The following is a 20,581-nucleotide window of genomic DNA, read 5'->3' on the forward strand; positions in this document are numbered from 1 at the left end:
TGAAAAAAAGTGAGCCATCAGTCAAAATGACCGATGGCTCACTTTCTAAATCTTAAAACAAACGAACAAATGGATTATTCAGGTAAATCTACATTATGATGAACTTTTTGAACATCTTCTAAATCTTCTAAAACGTCTAACATTTTTTCAAAGTTCGCTAAATCGTCGCCTTCTAATGTTACTTCGTTTTGTGGAACCATTTCTAACTCAGTAACCGTGAATTCTTCAATGCCTTTTTCTTTTAACGCTTCTTGTGCATGGTGGAAATCTTCTGGTTCTGTGTAAACGATAATTTGACCGTCTTCTTCAACAACATCGCGAACATCAATGTCTTTTTCCATTAAGTATTCTAAAATTTCATCCGCATCGTCACCAGCAAAGCCAATGATACCTGTATTATCAAACATGTAGGAAACAGCACCGCTGACACCCATGTTTCCGCCGTTTTTACCAAATGCGGCCCGCACATCTGCTGCTGTTCGGTTCACGTTGTTTGTTAAAGCATCAACAATGACCATTGAACCATTTGGCCCAAATCCTTCATAGCGTAATTCAGAATATTGTTCATCTGCTGAACCTTTTGCTTTTTCAATAGCGCGATCAATAATATGTTTTGGTACATTGTATGTTTTGGCGCGTTCGATTACAAACCGTAATTTTTGGTTTGCATGAGGATCAGGGTCTCCTGACTTCGCTGCTACGTAAATTTCAATCCCGAATTTTGCATAAACACGGCTATTGTTTGCGTCTTTGGCAGCTTTTTTCTCTTTAATATTTGCCCATTTACGGCCCATATTCTCACTTCGCTTTCTCTGATTTGTTGTTAGTATCTTATCCCTTGTTTATTATACTGGGGAAACTGATTTTTGTTAAGTATTTTTTAGGTATCTGGCGAAAATCGTAAGGGAAACCGACCAAAATTTTGTTCTTTTAAAGAAGAATCTCCCATCTGGTATAGTTGATTGGCGCGAATATCTAACGAAAGCATTGCGCGGTTTTCTTTAGATACTTTGGAAATTACCGGCAATTGAATCTGTGCTTTGGTTTCTTTTAGATAAGCTTGTCCCTTTGGCGTAAATCCTAGCACATGGAGATAACTGTTTTGCCAAACAGTTTCAACTTCTTCTTTGGTCATATTTAACAATATATAGGTTGCTAATCGTTGCAATCTTGTCCAAGTATAACGCTTCGTTTTCATACGTTCCATTAATTCGTGAAAAGAACCTGCTGCTTGGATTTGATCTTTTAGTCGATATTCAAGTCCTTCCGTCATTTGGTAAATGGATTGTAACTCTTCTAACGAGGATTGAACAATTTTATACTTTAGGAAGGGCCAGTAGTTTTCCCATGAAATCATTGTCTGTGTTTGTAAATGTTGTGCGGTTATAGAAGGAACCGTTGGCAGCACTTGCGTTATTTCTTGTTGAAAAACACTTTGCCTAATCGCCGTGGCGCTAGCAACTTTCCCAGAAATCGTTGCATCATGAAAGCCCGCTTGTTTTCTAGCAATTGGGTAGAGCGTCATCGGGGTTGGATACGTGGCATTTTCCTTTGCATAACTCATCCCCAAAATATGATTAGGCGAAGAAAAATCGAACCTGCTTTCAGGATATACTTGACGAAAAACAGCAGTCATTTTTTGTGGATAACTCAATTGTTTGTCTGTCAATGCGTGGAACGTTTGATCAATTAAGGATTGATTTTCTTGGACAAACTGGCCGAAAGCCGCATAATCAATTGCGCTTGTACTATCTGTTCCAAAACATAAGCTCTCACATTGCAACGCCTGCAATAACTTTATACCGCCTTTGGCAAAGTAATCCGCAGACTGTACCGACCAAGCTGTCGGCAATTCAATGACTAAATCCACACCATTTTGCAAAGCTTCTTCTGCTCTGGCCCACTTATCTAGTAAGGCTGGTTCTCCTCTTTGTAAAAAATTTCCACTCATTATAGCAATCACTACTTCAGCTCCGCTTTGTTGGCGAGCTTGTTGGGCATGATAGCGATGTCCATTATGAAAGGGATTATATTCCACGATAATGCCACAGGCTTTCACTCTAGCCACCTCCGTTATAAAAAAATGGACTTATCAGCAAAGAGACAAACGTTTTTAAGCGCTGTCCCAAGCTCATAAGCCAAATCTTATTAATCTCTTTGACAAACAAAGAACCAGCGTTCACTTGTTTCAGTTGGTGCTTCATCTGTAAAGTCTGCATAAACTTTGACATTCATGAAACCAGCACTTTCTAACATTCGTAAATAGTTATCTAACGAATAGGTTCGTTCTTGATGCAATTCATCATACCGAACAAAGTGCTCATCTGTTTCCTGTTCTTTCACAAAAAATGTTAAGAAATGTTCGATGCTGTGTTCTTTTTCACCAGCGTAACTATCCCATAGAAAAGCAAATTCTTCTGTTTGATAATGATAGCTATATTCTGGAAAAACTGAATCAATTTTGTAAGTAGAATGAACATCAAAAATGAACGTTCCTTCCTCTTCTAACGCTTGATAAACTTCATCGAACACTTGTTGTACTTCTTGGCGATTAGCCATATAGCACAGTGAATCAGAAAAACAAGTGATGGCTTGGTATTGTCCCACTTCAGATAAATCTAGCATATTTCCCTGAACAAATTGAACTGGCACTTCTTCTTCAAAGGCCCGTTCACTAGCAATCATCAACATTTCTTCTGATAAGTCTAAGGCCGTCACATCGTAACCACTTTTCGCGAAATCAACTGCTAAAGCGCCTGTACCACAAGCCATTTCAAGAATTTGTTGGGTTCCTTGTGGGAGATGACGATTGGAAAAATCCAACCATTTTTGGTATAGGCTTTCGTCCATCACTTCGTCATAGACGAAAGCAAACGTTTCATAGGCCATTTTAGTCGACCCAAGCGCTTAGATCAACCATTGGGGCATCTGACCATAATTTTTCTAAGTTGTAAAAGGCACGTTCTGAAGATTGGAATACATGGACAATAACATCGCCTAAATCGATTAAAATCCATTTTCCGCCTTCTTTACCTTCCACACGTTTGACTTCTACTTGATTTTTGGCTTCTTGTTCGTTAATTTCATCAACAATCGCATTGATTTGACGTTCACTATTGGCTTGGCAAATTAAAAAATAATCTGCTAATAATGAAATCTCTCTTACGTCTAATGCGACAATTTCTTCTGCTCGTTTTGAATCTGCTGCTTTGACAGCAATTTCTAAAATTTTCTGGCTATCTATGATAGTTCCCTCCTAGTAATTCTTTCTTCTTTTATTTTTGATTAACGACCCATTGATTGTAGGTCTCTAACGTTTTTGGATAAATTTTATGTTCTTGTTCAATCAAATGTAACAAGGTATGTTTCGTTTCATAAGCAACCGCTGCATCTAAGTCAACAAGGGCAATTTCACGGGCTTCTTTCACACCTGGAAAATCACGTCCTGGTTCAATGTAATCTGCGACATAAATAATTTTATCTAGCAAGCTCATCTTAGCAGCCCCAGTTGTATGCACACGAATTGCCTGCAAGATTTCTTCGTCATCAATGGCTAATTCCCGTTGAACAATATCCGCCCCAACTAAGCCATGCCAAATTTCATTGCCATAGTTTAATAAAGCCAAATCGAAACCATCTCGGCGAATAATCAACTCGAATTCATCGTTTGGACGTTCTTTGGCGTAATCATGCGTCAAAGCAGCAATACTTGCTTTGGCTTCATCGGCACCATATTTCGCTGCCAAGGCCACAGCTGTTTCCTCGACTCCTAACACATGGCGAAAGCGACGTTCACTCATTTGCATTTGAACTTTTTGCATTAATAATTCACGTTGTGCAGCATCATAATTTGTTATCCAGCTCATCTTGATACAGTCCCTTCTCTTGAATATAGTTTATCACATTCTCTGGAAGAAGATAGCGTGTTGAGCAACCACTTTTGACTTTTTGTCTAATCAAAGTGGAACTAATCGCCATCTGCGGAACATCGACCCAAATAATTGGATAGGTAGATTCCGTTGGATAATTAGGACGCCGAATGCCGACAAATTGAACTAAATGGAGTAAGTCATCAATCCGATGCCATTTGGGCAAGTATTCCACCATATCTCCACCAATTATAAAATAATAATCAGTATCTGGATTGGCTTCTTTTAAAGCTTTCATCGTATCATACGTGTAACTTTTGCCTTTGCGAATTAACTCAATTGGCTCAATATCTAAGCAGGGATTATCAGCCACTGCTAGTTCTAACATCGCTAACCGATGTTCACTGCTAATTGTTTTCTTTTCGTCTACATGTGGTGGTAAGTACGTAGGCATTAAGTAAACTTTGTCCAAACCTAGTTGATTTTGAACTTGATCGGCCATGACAAGATGTGCTAAATGAACGGGATTAAAATTACCACCTAACAAGCCGACTTGCTTTCTTGTTTGAAAACGTAACGGTTCCTCTTGCAAGAGAACGTCCGCTCCTTGACGCGCTTGTCTTTTTTCTCCCATTGTTCATCCCTCCAATATTAAATCTCTTTGACTGCTGCTGAAATTTTTTGATATTTTTCTTTACTTGATGGCTTGAATAAGACCAACACGCGACCAATGATTTGTACCACATCGCAATGAATGGCTGCTGTTAGTTCTTCTGCAACCTCTTCTGCTACTTCATCTGTATTTTGTAATAACGTAATTTTAATCAGTTCACGTTTTTCCAACGCTTCATCAATTTGTGTAATCATTGCGTCATTCAAACCACCTTTGCCTACTTGAAAAATAGGTTGTAAATGGTGTGCCTGACTACGTAAATAACGTTTTTGTTTTCCTCTAAGTTTCAAATTGTTTGCCTTCTCTCTAAAATTTAAATTAATGCTTTTCTACGTAAAACATCGACACCTTTAGGCGCCCAACCAGCGACTACACCAGGTTCTGTGACAGTAATCCAACCTAGACCAGCAAACACAATATCCGTTTTTTCTTTCACGGAAAATTCAAAGCGCACTAATTCAGGAAACTCAGCGACTTCATCGGCACGTGGAGGCTGCAATAAGCCACCAACATGTTTTTCATAAAAAGCATCGGCGGTTGCTGTTTTTGTTCGGTGTAAATTTAAGTCATTGGAAACGTAGGCAATGAAGGAACTTTTAGCACCTTGGACATAATCAAAGCGAGCCAAGCCACCTAAAAACAAGGTTTGTTCAGCATTTAATTGGTAAACTTTTGGTTTGATTTCTTTTTGCGGTGCAATAATTTTCAAGTCTTTTTTACCTAGGTAATGTGCCATTTGATGACGGTGAATAATTCCGGGCGTATCGATTAAGAAGTGGCCATCGTCTAATGGAATTTCAATTTTATCTAGCGTTGTTCCAGGAAATTGTGATGTCGTAATCACATCTTGAACACCCACTGTTTGTTGAATGATTTGATTGATTAATGTTGATTTTCCAACATTGGTCACACCTACGACATAAACGTCTCGGCCTTCACGATATTTTTCGATTGTATCTAATAACTCTTGCATTTCTTGTGGTTTCTTGCCACTTGTTAGTAAAACATCAACAGGGCGTAATCCTGCTTCATGGGCCCGTTCTCTCATCCATTGAACCATTTTAGGTTTTTTTAATGATTTAGGCAAAATATCCACTTTATTGCCAACTAACAACACAGGATTATCTCCGATAAAACGATGTAGTCCTGGAATAAGAGAGCCATTAAAGTCAAAAATATCCACTACGTTCACAATCAGTGCATCTTCTGTTCCTAAACCATTCAATAAACGTAAAAAGTCATCATCTGTTAATTGGACATCTTGAATGTCATTATAATGTCTTAAGCGAAAACAACGTTGGCAATAAACTTCCCCTGTTTCCATTCCTTTTTCGAAAGCTGTTTTTGGTGTATAGCCTAATTCATGAGGATTTTCCGTTTGGATAATCGCACCACAGCCAATACAATGAATTGCCTCTGTCATTCTAATCCGCCTCTCCATGTCATTTCTGGATGTTTTTTTGATAAGTATTTCATAATTTTCCGTTCAAAGAACCGATTGATTCTAGTATTCCAGCCATCTGTATCGACAATCGGTTGAACTAAAACATTGCGTATACCCGCTGCGTTAGCTCCCCGAATATCTGTCATAATCTGATCGCCGACCATTAACATTTCAGATGGCTTCAAGCCTAATTTTTTTTCTGCTAATTTGAAGCCACGTGCGGTTGGTTTCAAGGCACGTGCTACATAATCTAAGTCAAACTTTTCAACAACGCGTTTAATCCGGCTGTCTTTGTTGTTTGAAACAACGAGGACAGTAATTCCTGCATTTTTCATTTCTAATAACCAAGTTTTTAATTCTTCTGTTCCATCGGGATTATTCCAAGCAATTAACGTATTATCTAAGTCAGTTAGTACTGCCTTAATCCCCAGTTTTTTTAATTGTGCGGGGGTAATTTTATAAATCGCATCAATCATCCATGTCGGTTTATATTTTGAAAACATCGTGACTCCTCTCACTGACACTATGTAGTTTCTTCGATTTTAAGAGACTGAAACATAACTAAACAATTATGCTTCAGTCTCTACCTATTGTATTATACTGCATTTTACTGAAAATTTCTATAAAGGACGGTCGTTCCTTGTAAAAGAACAAGTAAAATAAAAGAAAAAATAAAAAAAGCCACCCATCAACCCCTGAAAAGTTCGTTGATGAGTAGTAACTTCTAATATTTGCGAAAACGTTGGTATCTTTTTTCTAGTAACGTTTCCGTATCTAATTTAGCTAATTCAGTTAATTTTGAAATAAACGCTTTTTGTAACATGCGATTAATTTTTGCTTGTTCCAGAGGCTGACCGTTCATAACTTCCGGAATTACTTTATCTACAATAGCTAATTCCTTCAGCTCTGTCGCTGTGATTTTCATCAATTCTGCTGCTTCTTTCGCTCGACTGCCGTCTTTCCACAAAATAGAGGCGAAACCTTCTGGCGAAAGAACCGCATAAATCGTGTGTTCCAACATCCAAACTTCATCTGCGACTGCTAAAGCTAAAGCACCGCCACTACCGCCCTCACCAATGATGACTGAAATGATTGGCACTTTCAAATCAGACATTTCTAACAAGTTTTGCGCAATGGCTTCCCCTTCTCCCCGCTCTTCGGCACCAATTCCACAATAGGCACCAGCAGTGTTCACAAAGGTAATGACTGGTCGATTAAATTTTTCCGCTTGTTTCATTAAACGTAACGCTTTGCGATACCCTTCAGGATTAGGTGAACCAAAATTACGTTCAATATTTTCTGGTAGATTTCGACCTTTTTGGATACCTACCACTGTAACTGGTTTCCCTTGCAAAGTAGCAACACCACCGACTACAGCTAAATCATCGGCAAAGTAACGATCCCCATGAAATTCTAAAAAGTCCTCAAAAATTGCTTCTATATATTCTAAAGTTGTCAAACGATCTTGGGCTCTTGCCAAGGTAACAACATCATTGGCTGTTTTCTTTTCCATGTTAACGCCACCCTTCCAAAGAATGTAAACGTAACAAGTCGCTCAATCGTTGACGCAAAAGATTTCTTGGCACAATCTGATCTACAAAACCATGTTCTAAAAGAAACTCGGCCTTTTGAAAATCATCTGGCAACTCTTGACGAATCGTTTGTTCAATTACACGGCGGCCAGCAAAACCGATTAAACTCTGAGGCTCTGCCAAAATAATATCGCCATCCATCGCAAAACTTGCGGTAACACCGCCAGTCGTTGGATCAGTCAATACCGTAAGATACAGCAAGCCTGCTTTGTTATGCCGTTGCAAAGCGGCCGAAATTTTCGCCATTTGCATCAATGAAAAAATTCCTTCTTGCATACGGGCACCACCAGATGCAGTGAAAATCACTACTGGTAAATGCTTTTCTGTCGCCCGCTCAAACAAGCGTGTGATTTTTTCACCAACAATCGTTCCCATACTGCCCATGATAAAATTAGCGTCCATGATTCCAATTGCAACAGCTTGTCCTTCAATTGTTGCTTCTCCCGTTAAGACAGCTTCATCTAGCCCAGTTTTTTCTTGCATTTTTTCAATTTTTTCAAGATAACCAGGAAAATTTAGTGGATCTTTTGTCACTAATTCACTGTCCCAATTGTGGAAACTTTTTTCATCAACGGTTATCGCTAATCGTTCCCATGCACCAATCCGAAAACTATAGCCACAATGCGGACAGATTTTTTCTGCACCCATTTCTTTTGTATACAGTGTTCGCTTACAAGAAGGGCATTTTGCCCACATATTATCTGGAACAGAAGGCTTCTTTGATGCATCATTTGCATCAGCACGATTTGGATTAATGCGAATGTAATTTTTCTTTTTAAATAATGCCATTTGCTTACTCCTCGTATTTTAGCGGCAAGAGCACAGCTCTTGCGGCGTTCTTTCTTTAATGATTGCTTTCTGGCTCCCAATTTGGTAGAAATGTTTCTTGTAAAAAGCTTGTGTCATAGTCACCTGTCAAAACATTGTCATGTGTAATTAAATCTAATTGGAATTCGGCATTCGTAATAATACCTTCTGTTACAATTTCATTTAAAGCCCTTTGCATTTTCATCAAGGCATCAAAACGATTTTCACCATGTACGATGACTTTTGCAATCATTGAATCATAATAAGGCGGAATTGAATACCCTGAATACATAGCGCTGTCTACACGCAAGCCCATTCCACCACTAGGCAACAAGAGATTTTGAATTTTACCTGGTGAAGGAGCAAAATTAAAGGCAGGATTTTCAGCGTTAATTCGGCACTCAATCGCATGCCCAGTCATGGTAACATCCTCTTGGGTATAGCCTAAAGGTTCACCTGAAGCAATTTCTAATTGTGCTTTGACTAAATCAATCCCTGTTACCATTTCCGTAACTGGATGTTCGACTTGGATGCGGGTATTCATTTCCATGAAATAAAAGTCGCCAGCTGGATCCATCAAAAATTCAATGGTTCCGGCATTTTCATAATGCACAGCTTGTGCCGCTCGAACGGCCGTTTCGCCTAACATCTGACGCTTTTCTTCAGAAATAGCAATCGATGGTGATTCTTCTAACACTTTTTGATTATTTCTTTGTAGTGAGCAATCACGTTCTCCTAAGTGAATCACATGCCCATATTGATCACCTAAAATTTGCACTTCGATATGACGTGCTGGATAAATAATTTTTTCTAAATACATATCATCATTACCAAATGCGGCTTTGGCTTCTTGCTGCGCTGAAGTAAAGTGTTTCGGTAACTCTTCTTTTGAAAGAACTTTTCGGATTCCTTTTCCGCCACCACCAGCAGCTGCCTTTAACATCACTGGGTAACCAATTTCTTCAGCAATCGTCAACGCTTCTTCGACAGAATCAATGACGCCATCACTCCCAGGAATAACAGGTACCTTGGCTTTTTGCATCAGTTGACGTGCGTTTATTTTATTGCCCATTGCATCAATCGTTTCTGCTTTAGGACCGATAAAAGTAATGTTACATTCTTCGCACATTGAAGCAAATTGACTATTTTCAGATAAGAAACCAAACCCTGGATGAATCGCTTCAGCATTGGTAACAATCGCTGCACTTAAAACAGCTTGAACATTTAAATAAGAATCAGTTGCTTTCGCCGGTCCAATACAAATGGCTTCATCTGCTAACTGTGTGTGTAACGCTTCTTGATCCGCTTCAGAGTAAACAGCAACTGTTTGAATGCCTAATTCGCGACAGGCACGAATAATACGAACAGCGATTTCTCCGCGGTTTGCGATTAATACTTTCGAAAACATTTTTCACCTATCCAATCATAAAGGTTAATTCAGCCTCGGCAACTTTTTTTCCATTAACTTTTGCCACACCTTTACCCATTCCAGCAGAAGCGCGGACTTTTAAAAGTTCAACCTCTAAAATTAATGTGTCGCCTGGTGTTACCTTTTGTCTAAATTTTGCTTTATCTAATCCACCAAAGTATGCCGTTTTCCCTTTGAATTCAGGCATTGAAAGTAATGCCACGGCGCCTGCTTGAGCCAATGATTCAATAATTAAAACTCCTGGCAAAACAGGATTCCCAGGAAAATGACCTTGAAAAACTTGCTCATTAACCGTTACATTCTTTTTCGCTACAACGCGTTCCCCGGGAATGACTTCTTCAACACTATCTAATAATAAAAAGGGATAGCGATGTGGTAAAATTTCTTGAATTTCTGTAATTGTTAATTTCATGTTTTATTCTCCTTTAGCAACTCGGAATAGCGGCTGACCAAATTCAACCACATCTTCATTGTTGACTAATATTTCAGTAATCACACCGTCAACTGTCGCCGTAATTTCATTCATTAATTTCATCGCTTCAACGATACACACAACGTCACCCGTTTTAACAGTGTCTCCTACTTTGACAAAGTTCTCTTTATCTGGTGCTGGTTGTAAATAAACGATTCCTACAATAGGTGACGTAATTTCTTCTGTCTTTTCATTGGTTGTCGGTGTATTAGTTGGCGTTTCTTCAACGACAGAAACTGTTTCAACAGGCACTGACACACCACTAGCGGCTACTGGTGTTTCTTGTGGTTGCGCCACTGGTTCTACGGCACTTCGCCCAGAAACTGTATTTTTATTCATATATAATTCAAACGAGCCTTCTCGTAAATCAAATTCGGTTAAAGTTGATTGATCAAATTGTGTTAATAGTGCTTTTACTTCTTCTAACTGCATGTTAATCCTCCCAGCGTTTTAAGCAAATAACTGCATTGTGGCCACCAAAGCCTAGTGAGTTACTTAAAGCATAATCAAATTTATGCTCTTTGCTTTCGTTTAAAACAACGTTCACCGTAATTGCTTCATCTTGATTTTCCACATTAATGGTTGGCGGAATAAATTGATGTTGTAAAGCATTTAGGGTAGCAATTCCTTCAATTCCACCAGCGGCGCCTAAGAGATGTCCCGTCATACTCTTCGTACTACTTACATACGCCGTTTTTGCGGCATCACCTAAAGCCAATTCAATTGCTTTAGATTCTGCACTGTCATTGGCTTGTGTGCTTGTTCCATGAGCGTTAATATAGCCAATTTTTTCTGGAGAAATCCCCGCTTCTTCCATTGCTAGTACCATGGCTTTCGCTGCGCCGCTCCCATCTGGTGTTGGTGATGTCATATGATAGGCATCGCAATTAGCACCATAGCCAACCACTTCACCTAAAATAGTTGCGCCTCGTTCTAGAGCATGATCTAATGATTCTAAAATAAAGACACCCGCTCCTTCTCCCATCACAAATCCACTACGTTCTTTATCAAAGGGAATTGAGGCTTTTTCTGGATCAGTCGCCTTTGTTAAAGCGGTCAAGGAAGCAAATCCTGAAATACCGATTTCTGTAATAGGCGCTTCTGCTCCACCAGCAATAATGACATCGGAGTAGCCATGTTTGATATTGCGGAACGCTTCCCCAATTGAATGAGTTGCACTAGCACAAGCTGTCACTGTTGAAGTACAAATTCCTTTGGCACCAACACGTAAAGCAATATTTCCCGCCACCATGTTTCCAATCGCCATTGGAATAAATAACGGTGCCACACGTTCAGGTCCTTTGTCGTGCATCCGAATTACTTGATTTTGAATTGTTTCCAAACCACCAATCCCGGAACCCACCATGACGCCAAACCGATCCACATCTAGTTGACTGGTATCCAAGCCACTCATAGCCATTGCTTCTAAGGTCGCATAAATGCCAAATAACGAAAACTTATCCATGCGTTTGCCATCTTTTTTAACAAAATATTTTTCCATTGGAAAGTCTTTCACTTCAGCTGCTAAGGTGACACCTGTTTCACTAACATCAAATTTACTAATCGGTCCGATACCATTTTTCCCTGTTTTCAAACTTTCTAAAAAAGTCTCAGGTTCATTGCCAATCGGCGAGGTGACACCGTAACCGGTAATAACTACTCGATTCATCCTTTTGACTCCTTTCGTTTATCCGTGCATGACTAAGCCGCCATCAACATTCACGACTTGCCCAGTAATATAGGGACTTTTAGCTAAGAAAATCGCTGTAGCTGCGACATCTTCGACTTGCCCAAACGTTTGTAAGGGAATTTGTGCATTCATTTGTGTTTTAACTTTTTCTGATAAAACATCCGTCATTTCTGTTTGGATAAACCCTGGTGCAATCGCATTGCAGGTAATACCGCGCGGCGCAACTTCTCGTGCCACCGATTTAGTAAAACCAACGACACCGGCTTTACTCGCAGCGTAGTTTGCTTGACCAACATTTCCCATTAAACCAGAAACGCTAGCCATATTAATAATCCGACCACTTCGTTGTTTCATCATACGTTTAACCGCTTGTTGGGTCATGTTAAAAGTTCCTACCAAGTTAATATCTAAACAGGCATTAAAATCCTCTTTTGTCATTCGTAATAATAATTTATCATTCGTAATCCCAGCGTTATTCACCAGAATATCAATCGAGCCTAATTGGTCAACGGTTGCTTGAATCATCTCACCTGCTGCATCAAAATCGGAAATATCTCCAGAAAGGCCAATACATTTTACCCCAAAGGCTTCAATTTCTTGTCGTTGTTCTGGCGTAATCTCACTCCGACCGTTTAAAACAATATTGGCGCCCTCTTTCGCAAAAGCCAACGCAACTGCTTTGCCAATCCCACGAGTGCTTCCAGTAATAAATACGTTTTTCCCTGTTAATTCCATTTTTTACCTCCCAGTAAGTGCTGTTAACGTTTCTGTTAATGTTGCAACATCTTCCACACGGTGCATTTCAATTGTTTTGTCAATTTTTTTAACAAAACCAGTTAATGTTTTCCCTGGACCAACTTCAATCATCGTTCCTACGTTCATAGCCTTCATCGTTTCGATACTGTCTTCAAAACGTACCGCAGACATGACTTGCTTTTCCAATAACGCTTGAATTGCCTCTTGGGGCATAATTTCGGCAGTCGTATTACTAATGACAGGAATTTGCATCGTTTGAAAGTTCAATTTTGCTAAATCCTGAGCCAATTTTTTTGATGCTGGTTGTAACAGCGCCGTATGGAAAGGGCCACTCACATTTAACGGAATCATTCGTTTCACACCAGCTTCTTTGAGAAGTGTCATCGCTTGATCAACAGCAGCAACCTCACCACCAATCACGATTTGTTGTGGTGTATTATAATTTGCTGGAGCCACAATTCCGAAAGCACTGGCTTCTTGGCAGGCTTTCTCAATTACTTCACGCTCAGCATTCATAACAGCAACCATTTTGCCAGTTCCTTGTGGTGCTGCTTCTGTCATGTACTGACCGCGCTTTTGGACCAAGGCCACTGCTTCTGAAAAGCGCAAAGCCCCGCTGGCAACCAAAGCACTGTATTCCCCTAAGCTTAAACCCGCTACGACATCAGGCGTTAGTCCTTTTTGTTGCAAAAGACGGTAAAATGCGACACTGACTGTTAAAATAGCAGGTTGCGTATATTCTGTTTCATTTAAACGTTCATTTTCAGTAAAACAAAGTTCTGCCATCTCATAACCTAAGATATGACTTGCTTCATCGAAAGTTTCCCGAACAATCGCTTCTTGGTGATATAATTCTTCACCCATCCCTTGATACTGGGCTCCTTGTCCACTAAATAAAATCGCTGTTTTCATACGACACCTCATTTTTTGTTAAAATTATTCACTTAGCCCCAACGCTGATTCATCTTATGTACAATCGCTTTGCATTCAGACATGAGTGAATCAATGATTTCTTGGGCTGTTTCTTCTTTTTTTATTAACCCGGCAATTTGTCCCGCCATGACGGAACCGTAATCCATATCCCCGTCAACGACAGCTTTGCGCAAAGCGCCCCGACCAATTTTTTCAAACATTTCTAAATCAGGCACTTCTTTTTGGAGTTCTTGCTTTTCTAATTGATTATATTGAGCGGTTAATTTATTTTTTAAAGTACGCACTGGATGGCCAAAATGTTGGCAGGTAATTACTGCATCTAAATCACGTGCCTTTAAAACTTTCTGTTTATAATCTGGATGAACGTTGCATTCTTTGGCAATTAAAAAACGTGTGCCTAACTGGACTGCTTCAGCACCTAACATAAAGGCCGCAGCCATACCACGACCATCACCAATCCCACCTGCTGCAATCACAGGAATTGACACAGCGTCAACGATTTGCGGTAAGCCACTCATAGTGGTTAACTTGCCAATATGTCCACCAGCTTCCATTCCTTCAAAAATGACAGCATCGGCACCAATTTTTTCCATTCTTTTTGCTAAAGCAACTGAAGGAACTACTGGGATTACTTTAATGTTATGTTCTTTAAAACGAGCCATGTATTTGGCTGGATTGCCTGCACCTGTCGTTACGACAGGAACCTGTTCTTCACAAACCAAATCGACAATTTCATCGGCAAAAGGTGAAAGTAACATGATATTGACACCAAAGGGTTGCTCCGTTAATTCTTTAACTTTTTTAATTTCTTTTTTTACGACTTCTTTTGGGGCATTGCCGCCAGCAATAATCCCTAATCCACCAGCGTTTGACACGGCACTTGCTAATGAAGCATCGGCTACCCAAGCCATACCGCCTTGAAAAATGGGATAATTGATTCCAAGCAACTCACATAACTGTTGATTCATTGATTTTATACGTCCTTTAGTTCTAAGATAAGTACACTTCATTCAAGTAAAAAAGGATTTTTCCGGCTTATTTACTTGTTTTTTTAGGGACTGGGTCATTTAGCAATTAAATGTCCCAGCCCCCTATTTTCATGTATTAGTTTGCTTGTTGTTTTTCTACATATGTTACTAAATCTTGAACGGTTTGGATGCCATCTTCTGTTTCGATTTTCACATCAAATTCATCTTCGATTTCGTTAATGATTTGGAATAAATCTAAGCTATCCGCATCTAATTCTTCTTGAATGTTTGTAGTTAATTGTACCTCTTCAGCATCTTTTCCTAATTCTTCTACGATAATTGCTTGAATTTTTTCAAATACCATGTGTATATTCCTCCAAAATAGTCATTTTCTTCATTTATATGTGAACAGTTTTTTACAGCGTTAGGAGCAGTGAGCCCCATGTTAAGCCGCCGCCAAATCCTGTTAGCACCACGCGTTGTTGGGAACCTAAAATTAAGGTCCCATTTTCAACTGCTTCATCCAACAAAATAGGAATACTAGCAGCTGAGGTATTGCCATATTTATCCATATTCGTTAAAAACTTCTCGCGGGAAATCTTCGTCTTACGTGCAATTTTATCGATAATGCGCACATTTGCTTGATGTAATAGAAGATAATCCACGGTTTCGTCCGTCACGAGTGATAAAATATTTTGTGAAACATCTTTAATCGCAAAATCAAAAATACTACGTCCTTCCATCTGTAGCGTCTTACTAGCCTGCTCATGCCCCTGATAAAAAGGACTTTCGTTGATCGTGTAGCCTGACGTTAAAGCCGCCCACCGTTGTCCATCTGCTTGTAATTTTTCATTTAGAAAATGCGGTGTCTCAGCCGCTTCAATCAAGACGCCAGCAGCCCCATCACCGAAAAGCACCGCTGTGGAGCGATCGGTCCAATCCAACATTTTGGAAAATGTTTCGCCACCAATTACTAGACCTGTTTGATAACGACCACTTAAGACTAGTTTTTCTGCCATGCTTAAGGCATAGACAAAACCAGAACACGCTGCACTGATGTCAAAAGCAAAGGCCTCAGTGGCGCCAATTGCGCCTTGCACTTGGCAAGCAACAGAAGGCATATTGAAATCTGGTGTCACTGTTGCAACTAAAATAAAGTCAATCTCACTTGCTTGCTTTCCAGATTTTTCCAATAACTGTTTTGCGACCTGATGACATAAATCAGACGTATTTTCTTGCGTAACGATGCGACGTTCACTAATGCCTGTTCGCGAATGTATCCATTCATCAGAGGTATCCATCATTTCACTCAGTTGGTGATTCGTGACACAATTCTCTGGAACATAACGGCTTGTACAACTAATTCGTGCATAATTCTTCATGGGGATCCTCACTTTTTATTTGTATTCTTGCAAGAAATCATGAAGATTTTTTAGTGCTCTTAACAGCGCTTGTTCTTCTTCTTGCTCCATGCCTTTCAAAATGTTTTTAACCATTTCACGATGAAAATGCTGATGGACTCTAAAAAGTAATTTTCCTTTTTTAGTTAAGCCAAGCTTTACTACACGTCGATCATCTTCACTACGCAAACGTTCAACATAGCCTTTTTTAACTAAGTTGTTAATCGCTACAGTAAGTGTTCCGACAGTAATTGAAAGTTCCTTGGCTACTTCTGAAGACGTTTTTTTCTTGTACATACCAATTGCTTCGATTGTGTGCATCTCCGTAATGGATAAATCATTAAATTGTGATTTTTTCAATTCAGATTCTTCAATCGTTAAGATGTCATTAAAGACACTGACTAAGTAATCGTTGACTGTTTCTAAATTAGGTTCCATTCTGTGCACCATCCATATACTTTGATTATCAAAACATTTGATGTTCAAACTATATCGTAAATAAGCAAAGAATGCAAGAGAATTTTCTATATTTTTAATGAAATATTCTTCAAATATTTCAAAAAAGGCGCATTTTCAAGGGACGAGGCTTTTAAAAAAAGGATCAATTACTTTGATACCCAAACTATTTTCACAGAAAAAGGAAAGAAGTGCAACTAAAAAGCATCACTGGCACTCCCCTGATTGAGAAGTGCCAGTGATTTTTGTTATATAATTCTTAAACTCCCACTAAGCTATTGCTACAACTTGACTGGATAATACGAGAAGAGAGTGAACCAGAAGCTTTGGTGCTTCTACTCCACTCCCTTATTAAAATGTAGGACGATTAATTATTGAATTAAGTCGTAAATTTCCATTGCTACAATATCGATGTTATCGAATTGATAGCTTTGGTGCGTATCAGATTCTGTTAATTCAAATGTTTCTGTTGATTTATCAAAACTTACAATACATTTCTCTACGCCTTCACGTTCAAAGCGGCGTACTTGTACTTCATTATCTGCTGCTTCGATCATTGCTTCCAGTCTCTTAATAATCGCCACAAGTTGTGAATGTTTCATCAGTGGGCCTCCTTTTGCAAACTAGTTCTGTACCATTGTAACAAAACATTGCCTAACTTGCATGATTTTTCGTCATTTTTTTTGATTTTTTTGTTGTTCTTTAATTTTTATTCGTTGGTTGCTTGCCATCTGTCCACCAAAGCTTAATTAAGGCTTGTGTGCCATCATTTTCAAACCCTTTATCTGCAAGGCTTTCATATAATTCTGTCGCTTTTTGCGTCGCTGGCAATGGAAGGTCAAGTTTTTTTGCTTCATCTAACGCAATCTTTAAATCTTTGATAAAATGTTTAACAAAAAAGCCTGGCGTATAATCTTCTTTTAAAATACGCGGACCATAATTACTTAATGACCAGTTTGCAGCACTACCACCACCGACTGTTTCCAGAACTTTTTCTAAAGTTAATCCTGTCGCATTTGCGTAAACGAGCATTTCAGTCAACCCGGTCATTGTGCCTGCAATCATTAACTGATTCGCCATCTTAGTGTGTTGCCCTTTTCCAGCTGAGCCGTGTAGCATAAACGTTTTACCAAATGTTTTAAAAATTGGTAAGACGGTCTCATAACTTTCTTGATCGCCACCAACCATAATTGTTAAAGTACCATTTTTAGCACCTAAGTCACCACCAGAAACTGGCGCATCCAACGCATGAGCACCCACTTCTGCTGCTTTTTTGGCAATCTTTTCAGCCAAGGTCGGCGTACTTGTGGTTAAATCTACTACTATTTTACCTGTAAGATCTGCTTGAAAAATCCCTGTTTCATTAAAATACACGCCTTCAACATCTGAAGGAAAGCCAACCATTGTAAAAATGATATCACTCGCTTCCGCAATTGCTTTTGGCGTATCATACCAAACTGCTCCTTCAGCAACTAAATCATCTGTTTTACTTTTTGTTCGATTGTAAACATTGACAGATAAATTGTTTTTCATCATGTTACGAATAATTGATTTTCCCATGACACCTGTTCCAATAAAGCCGATTTTAGACATAGTAGCTTCCTCCGTTCTTAAAATAAAAAACTTTCCTCCTTCAGTATAAACGAAGGAGGAAAGTTTTGCAGTTTATTTTCTTAAAGATGTAAATTTTACTTTAATTTTTTTAATTGAGTCCGCATTTTCTTTTTCCATTTGAAGTTGATCAAAGTAAATCAATGTGTCTTGATAAAATTCAATCATTTTGTTGCCAAAGTTTGTAGAAGAAATTTCAAATAATTTTTCATCTAAAATAGTTTGGTCCATTTTAATATTTGCTTGTATATAGTCAATCAATGTTGGGGCAAAATCACTGTCTGTCTTAAAAGTTTTGCCTAAGCTTTCATGATCAAATAAATTATTTAAATAGGCGTTCCCTTCTGCAACACATTGAACGCCAGCAGCCATCGCTTCTGTATAAGTTAAGCCTTGTGTTTCCGACGTTGAGGCGCTGACAAAATAGTCAGCAGCTTTATAATAAATGGCGACTTCTTCATTTGGCACTTCACCCGTAAATTGAACGTATTCACTGACTTCTAGTTCTTCTGCTAATTCTTTTAAATCCTCTAGATAGGGACCATTTCCAACTATTACTAAACGAGTTTGTGGTAATTTTTCAATAATTTGTGGTAACCCTTGAATAATTGCTTGAATATTTTTTTCATAAGAAATTCGACTTAACGATAACAACATAATCTGTTGCTCTTCAATACCTAGTTGTTGACGCATTCCAGCGATCATTTCTTCAGTAATATCGGGACGTAAAAACTTATCAATTTCGATCCCTGTTGGAATAATTCTCATTGGTGCGGTCACTCCATAATCCCGTAATTTTTCAATTACACGTTCACTGGGACAAACAACACCTGTCGTATGATTTGTAAACACTCTTGAAAAGAATTTAACATGTGATGGACGGACAACTTTTCCTTTAGCAATATAATGTAAGTAATCTTCATACATTGTATGATACGTATGGATGACAGGGATTTTCATTTTTTTCCCAACCATTTTCCCTAAAATACCCGCACCAAATTCAGTATGTGTATGAATTAAATCTAATTCCAACTCTTTGGCAATTAAATAGGCGTACCACATGCCGCGAACCACTACTCGGCGATCTTTAAAAGACACGAATGGCACACTAGGCATTCGTATGACATCTTCTTCAAAATCAGTCGCGTTAGGATCGGTTGTCGTAAAAATATACACTTCATGGCCGTGCTTTTCTAATTCATCTTTTAAGGTCTTAATAGAAGTCGCTACCCCACTCACTTGCGGGAAATACGTATCAGTAAAAAAACCAATTTTCACTCTCATTACCTCCATTTCATCTAACAATAACTGCCTTCAATATTTGTTAAGATAAGACTGTCTCGTAGACTTCTTTTAACTCGTAACCAATTTGCTTGATACTTCTTTGCTCTGCTACTTGGTAGCCTGCTTCTCTAGTGCTAGGTATTTCCCCTTCTAATAAGCCTTCAATATATTTTTTAAATTCTTCAATAGAATGACCCATATAACAATTTTCATTAGCTACTAGCCAGCCTTGATAAACTGGAATATCACGCACTAAAACTTGTTGCTGACTAGCTAATGCTTCTAAGACAACAATTCCTTCCGTTTCTTCACGCGAAGGGAAAAAGAAGAGATTCGCTGCCGCATAGGCCCCTTCGATGACATCTCCTTTAATATAACCTGGGAAAATAACATTTTCTGGATGATCTTCTTTAACTAATTGTCGGATATTTTTTGGGATAGAATACATTGGTGTATCACCAAACCAAATAAATTGATACTCTGGTAACTGTCGCGCAACTTCAATAAAATCAGTGATTCCTTTGCGTTCAAAAAATAATCCCACACAAATAATTACTTTTTTCTCTTCATCTATTTTAAAATATTCTCGGAATTTTTGTTCCTTTTCTTCTGAAGGATAAAAGCGTGATAAATCAATACCATTTGAGATCGCCGAAATAGGCACTTTAATGCCATATCCTTCTAGCAATGTTTTAGAATACGGTGTTGGTGTAATTAAATGATCCGCTTTGGAATACAAACTGATAAGATATTTTTTTACTAATGGTGCCAGTTGATTAGACCCAATAAAGGAATTACGAAAATCTTCTTCTGTCGAATGGGCATGATAAATAACTTTTTTTCCTAGTTTACGTGCTTTTCTGACCATACGATGGCTATTTACGCCATATGTATTAATATGCAATATATCATAGTCACTGCAATCAGCATCTAATGTATATTCTATTCCAACTTCAGAGAGCGCTCGTTTCTGGTGATCTAATGCTCGACCAATACCTGATTTGGCTAAGATTTTCTCACCTTCAAAATATAACAATATTTTCAAACCCGCTCCTCCTTTTCTGCTTTACTAACTATAATAAACACATTATACCATAGCTAAAATTTGATGTATTCATTCTTCGGTAGGATCCTTTTAATCTTATAAATGTTTTTAAGGTCCCTTCTTCAAGCTTATCAAAAAATAGTGAATAAAAC

At 38.6% G+C, this 20,581-nt stretch carries 25 protein-coding genes; all 25 read right to left on the reverse strand.

Translation table 11 applies throughout. The features are described from left to right. Positions 1 to 74: 74 nt before the first annotated feature. The 25 genes from IGL37_RS11190 to bgsA all read right to left on the reverse strand — a co-directional run bounded on the left by IGL37_RS11190 (position 75) and on the right by bgsA (position 20,429). Complete coding sequence (locus IGL37_RS11190) at positions 75 to 794, reverse strand: YebC/PmpR family DNA-binding transcriptional regulator (protein ID WP_002356305.1); 720 nt, start codon at positions 792 to 794, stop codon at positions 75 to 77. A gap of 86 nt (positions 795 to 880) precedes the next feature. Then, positions 881 to 2,068: a nucleotidyltransferase gene (locus IGL37_RS11195; RefSeq protein ID WP_195757634.1), complete on the reverse strand. Its 1,188-nt coding sequence runs from the start codon at positions 2,066 to 2,068 to the stop codon at positions 881 to 883. Positions 2,069 to 2,148: 80 nt separating this feature from the next. After that, positions 2,149 to 2,889 (reverse strand): class I SAM-dependent DNA methyltransferase, encoded by a 741-nt coding sequence (locus tag IGL37_RS11200; RefSeq protein ID WP_002356302.1) that lies wholly within the window; start codon positions 2,887 to 2,889, stop codon positions 2,149 to 2,151. 1 nt (position 2,890) lies between these two features. After that, entirely contained in the window at positions 2,891 to 3,229 is a 339-nt protein-coding gene (gene rsfS, locus IGL37_RS11205; RefSeq protein WP_033072556.1) for a ribosome silencing factor, read from the reverse strand. Positions 3,230 to 3,275: 46 nt separating this feature from the next. Continuing rightward, positions 3,276 to 3,866 (reverse strand): bis(5'-nucleosyl)-tetraphosphatase (symmetrical) YqeK, encoded by a 591-nt coding sequence (yqeK, locus tag IGL37_RS11210; RefSeq protein WP_002356300.1) that lies wholly within the window; start codon positions 3,864 to 3,866, stop codon positions 3,276 to 3,278. After that, positions 3,844 to 4,503: a nicotinate-nucleotide adenylyltransferase gene (locus tag IGL37_RS11215; protein WP_002365150.1), complete on the reverse strand. Its 660-nt coding sequence runs from the start codon at positions 4,501 to 4,503 to the stop codon at positions 3,844 to 3,846. Before IGL37_RS11215 ends, yqeK begins: the two co-directional genes overlap by 23 nt. Positions 4,504 to 4,520: 17 nt before the next feature. Beyond that, entirely contained in the window at positions 4,521 to 4,832 is a 312-nt protein-coding gene (gene yhbY, locus IGL37_RS11220) for a ribosome assembly RNA-binding protein YhbY (protein WP_002356298.1), read from the reverse strand. Between the two features lie 23 nt (positions 4,833 to 4,855). After that, a complete protein-coding gene (yqeH, locus tag IGL37_RS11225) occupies positions 4,856 to 5,965 on the reverse strand; it encodes a ribosome biogenesis GTPase YqeH (RefSeq protein WP_002381381.1) in 1,110 nt (369 codons plus the stop codon). Then, the gene (locus IGL37_RS11230) at positions 5,962 to 6,489 is read right to left on the reverse strand and encodes a YqeG family HAD IIIA-type phosphatase (protein ID WP_002356296.1); all 528 of its coding nucleotides are present in this window, start codon (positions 6,487 to 6,489) and stop codon (positions 5,962 to 5,964) included. Before IGL37_RS11230 ends, yqeH begins: the two co-directional genes overlap by 4 nt. A gap of 221 nt (positions 6,490 to 6,710) precedes the next feature. Next, positions 6,711 to 7,499: an acetyl-CoA carboxylase carboxyl transferase subunit alpha gene (locus tag IGL37_RS11235; RefSeq protein WP_002362363.1), complete on the reverse strand. Its 789-nt coding sequence runs from the start codon at positions 7,497 to 7,499 to the stop codon at positions 6,711 to 6,713. 1 nt (position 7,500) lies between these two features. Next, positions 7,501 to 8,367: an acetyl-CoA carboxylase, carboxyltransferase subunit beta gene (accD, locus tag IGL37_RS11240; protein WP_002356293.1), complete on the reverse strand. Its 867-nt coding sequence runs from the start codon at positions 8,365 to 8,367 to the stop codon at positions 7,501 to 7,503. 55 nt (positions 8,368 to 8,422) lie between these two features. After that, positions 8,423 to 9,793, reverse strand: a complete 1,371-nt coding sequence (locus tag IGL37_RS11245; protein WP_002400784.1) for an acetyl-CoA carboxylase biotin carboxylase subunit — start codon at positions 9,791 to 9,793, stop codon at positions 8,423 to 8,425. Positions 9,794 to 9,800: 7 nt separating this feature from the next. After that, a complete protein-coding gene (gene fabZ, locus IGL37_RS11250) occupies positions 9,801 to 10,226 on the reverse strand; it encodes a 3-hydroxyacyl-ACP dehydratase FabZ (protein ID WP_002356286.1) in 426 nt (141 codons plus the stop codon). Between the two features lie 3 nt (positions 10,227 to 10,229). Next, positions 10,230 to 10,718, reverse strand: a complete 489-nt coding sequence (gene accB / locus IGL37_RS11255) for an acetyl-CoA carboxylase biotin carboxyl carrier protein (RefSeq protein WP_002356285.1) — start codon at positions 10,716 to 10,718, stop codon at positions 10,230 to 10,232. A gap of 1 nt (position 10,719) precedes the next feature. Next, the gene (gene fabF / locus IGL37_RS11260) at positions 10,720 to 11,955 is read right to left on the reverse strand and encodes a beta-ketoacyl-ACP synthase II (RefSeq protein ID WP_033917822.1); all 1,236 of its coding nucleotides are present in this window, start codon (positions 11,953 to 11,955) and stop codon (positions 10,720 to 10,722) included. Between the two features lie 18 nt (positions 11,956 to 11,973). Further along, complete coding sequence (gene fabG / locus IGL37_RS11265) at positions 11,974 to 12,711, reverse strand: 3-oxoacyl-[acyl-carrier-protein] reductase (RefSeq protein WP_002356283.1); 738 nt, start codon at positions 12,709 to 12,711, stop codon at positions 11,974 to 11,976. Between the two features lie 3 nt (positions 12,712 to 12,714). Then, positions 12,715 to 13,644, reverse strand: coding sequence for an ACP S-malonyltransferase (fabD, locus tag IGL37_RS11270; RefSeq protein WP_002356280.1), 930 nt, complete (start codon positions 13,642 to 13,644; stop codon positions 12,715 to 12,717). 32 nt (positions 13,645 to 13,676) lie between these two features. Beyond that, positions 13,677 to 14,633 (reverse strand): enoyl-[acyl-carrier-protein] reductase FabK, encoded by a 957-nt coding sequence (gene fabK, locus IGL37_RS11275; protein WP_430598791.1) that lies wholly within the window; start codon positions 14,631 to 14,633, stop codon positions 13,677 to 13,679. Between the two features lie 136 nt (positions 14,634 to 14,769). Then, entirely contained in the window at positions 14,770 to 14,997 is a 228-nt protein-coding gene (locus IGL37_RS11280) for an acyl carrier protein (RefSeq protein ID WP_002356278.1), read from the reverse strand. Positions 14,998 to 15,049: 52 nt separating this feature from the next. Continuing rightward, entirely contained in the window at positions 15,050 to 16,015 is a 966-nt protein-coding gene (locus IGL37_RS11285) for a beta-ketoacyl-ACP synthase III (protein WP_002359378.1), read from the reverse strand. A gap of 15 nt (positions 16,016 to 16,030) precedes the next feature. Then, positions 16,031 to 16,471 (reverse strand): fatty acid biosynthesis transcriptional regulator FabT, encoded by a 441-nt coding sequence (fabT, locus tag IGL37_RS11290; RefSeq protein ID WP_002362455.1) that lies wholly within the window; start codon positions 16,469 to 16,471, stop codon positions 16,031 to 16,033. A 389-nt stretch (positions 16,472 to 16,860) separates the two neighbouring features. Continuing rightward, complete coding sequence (locus IGL37_RS11295; protein ID WP_002379802.1) at positions 16,861 to 17,091, reverse strand: YkuJ family protein; 231 nt, start codon at positions 17,089 to 17,091, stop codon at positions 16,861 to 16,863. 100 nt (positions 17,092 to 17,191) lie between these two features. After that, complete coding sequence (locus tag IGL37_RS11300) at positions 17,192 to 18,082, reverse strand: NAD(P)-dependent oxidoreductase (RefSeq protein WP_002359377.1); 891 nt, start codon at positions 18,080 to 18,082, stop codon at positions 17,192 to 17,194. A 72-nt stretch (positions 18,083 to 18,154) separates the two neighbouring features. After that, complete coding sequence (bgsB, locus tag IGL37_RS11305; protein ID WP_002389260.1) at positions 18,155 to 19,378, reverse strand: cell wall glycolipid biosynthesis glucosyltransferase BgsB; 1,224 nt, start codon at positions 19,376 to 19,378, stop codon at positions 18,155 to 18,157. A gap of 46 nt (positions 19,379 to 19,424) precedes the next feature. Further along, the gene (gene bgsA, locus IGL37_RS11310) at positions 19,425 to 20,429 is read right to left on the reverse strand and encodes a cell wall glycolipid biosynthesis glucosyltransferase BgsA (RefSeq protein ID WP_002362375.1); all 1,005 of its coding nucleotides are present in this window, start codon (positions 20,427 to 20,429) and stop codon (positions 19,425 to 19,427) included. Positions 20,430 to 20,581: the final 152 nt, after the last annotated feature.

It is taken from the genome of Enterococcus sp. AZ119 (genome assembly GCF_050546175.1).
Lineage (GTDB): Bacteria > Bacillota > Bacilli > Lactobacillales > Enterococcaceae > Enterococcus > Enterococcus faecalis.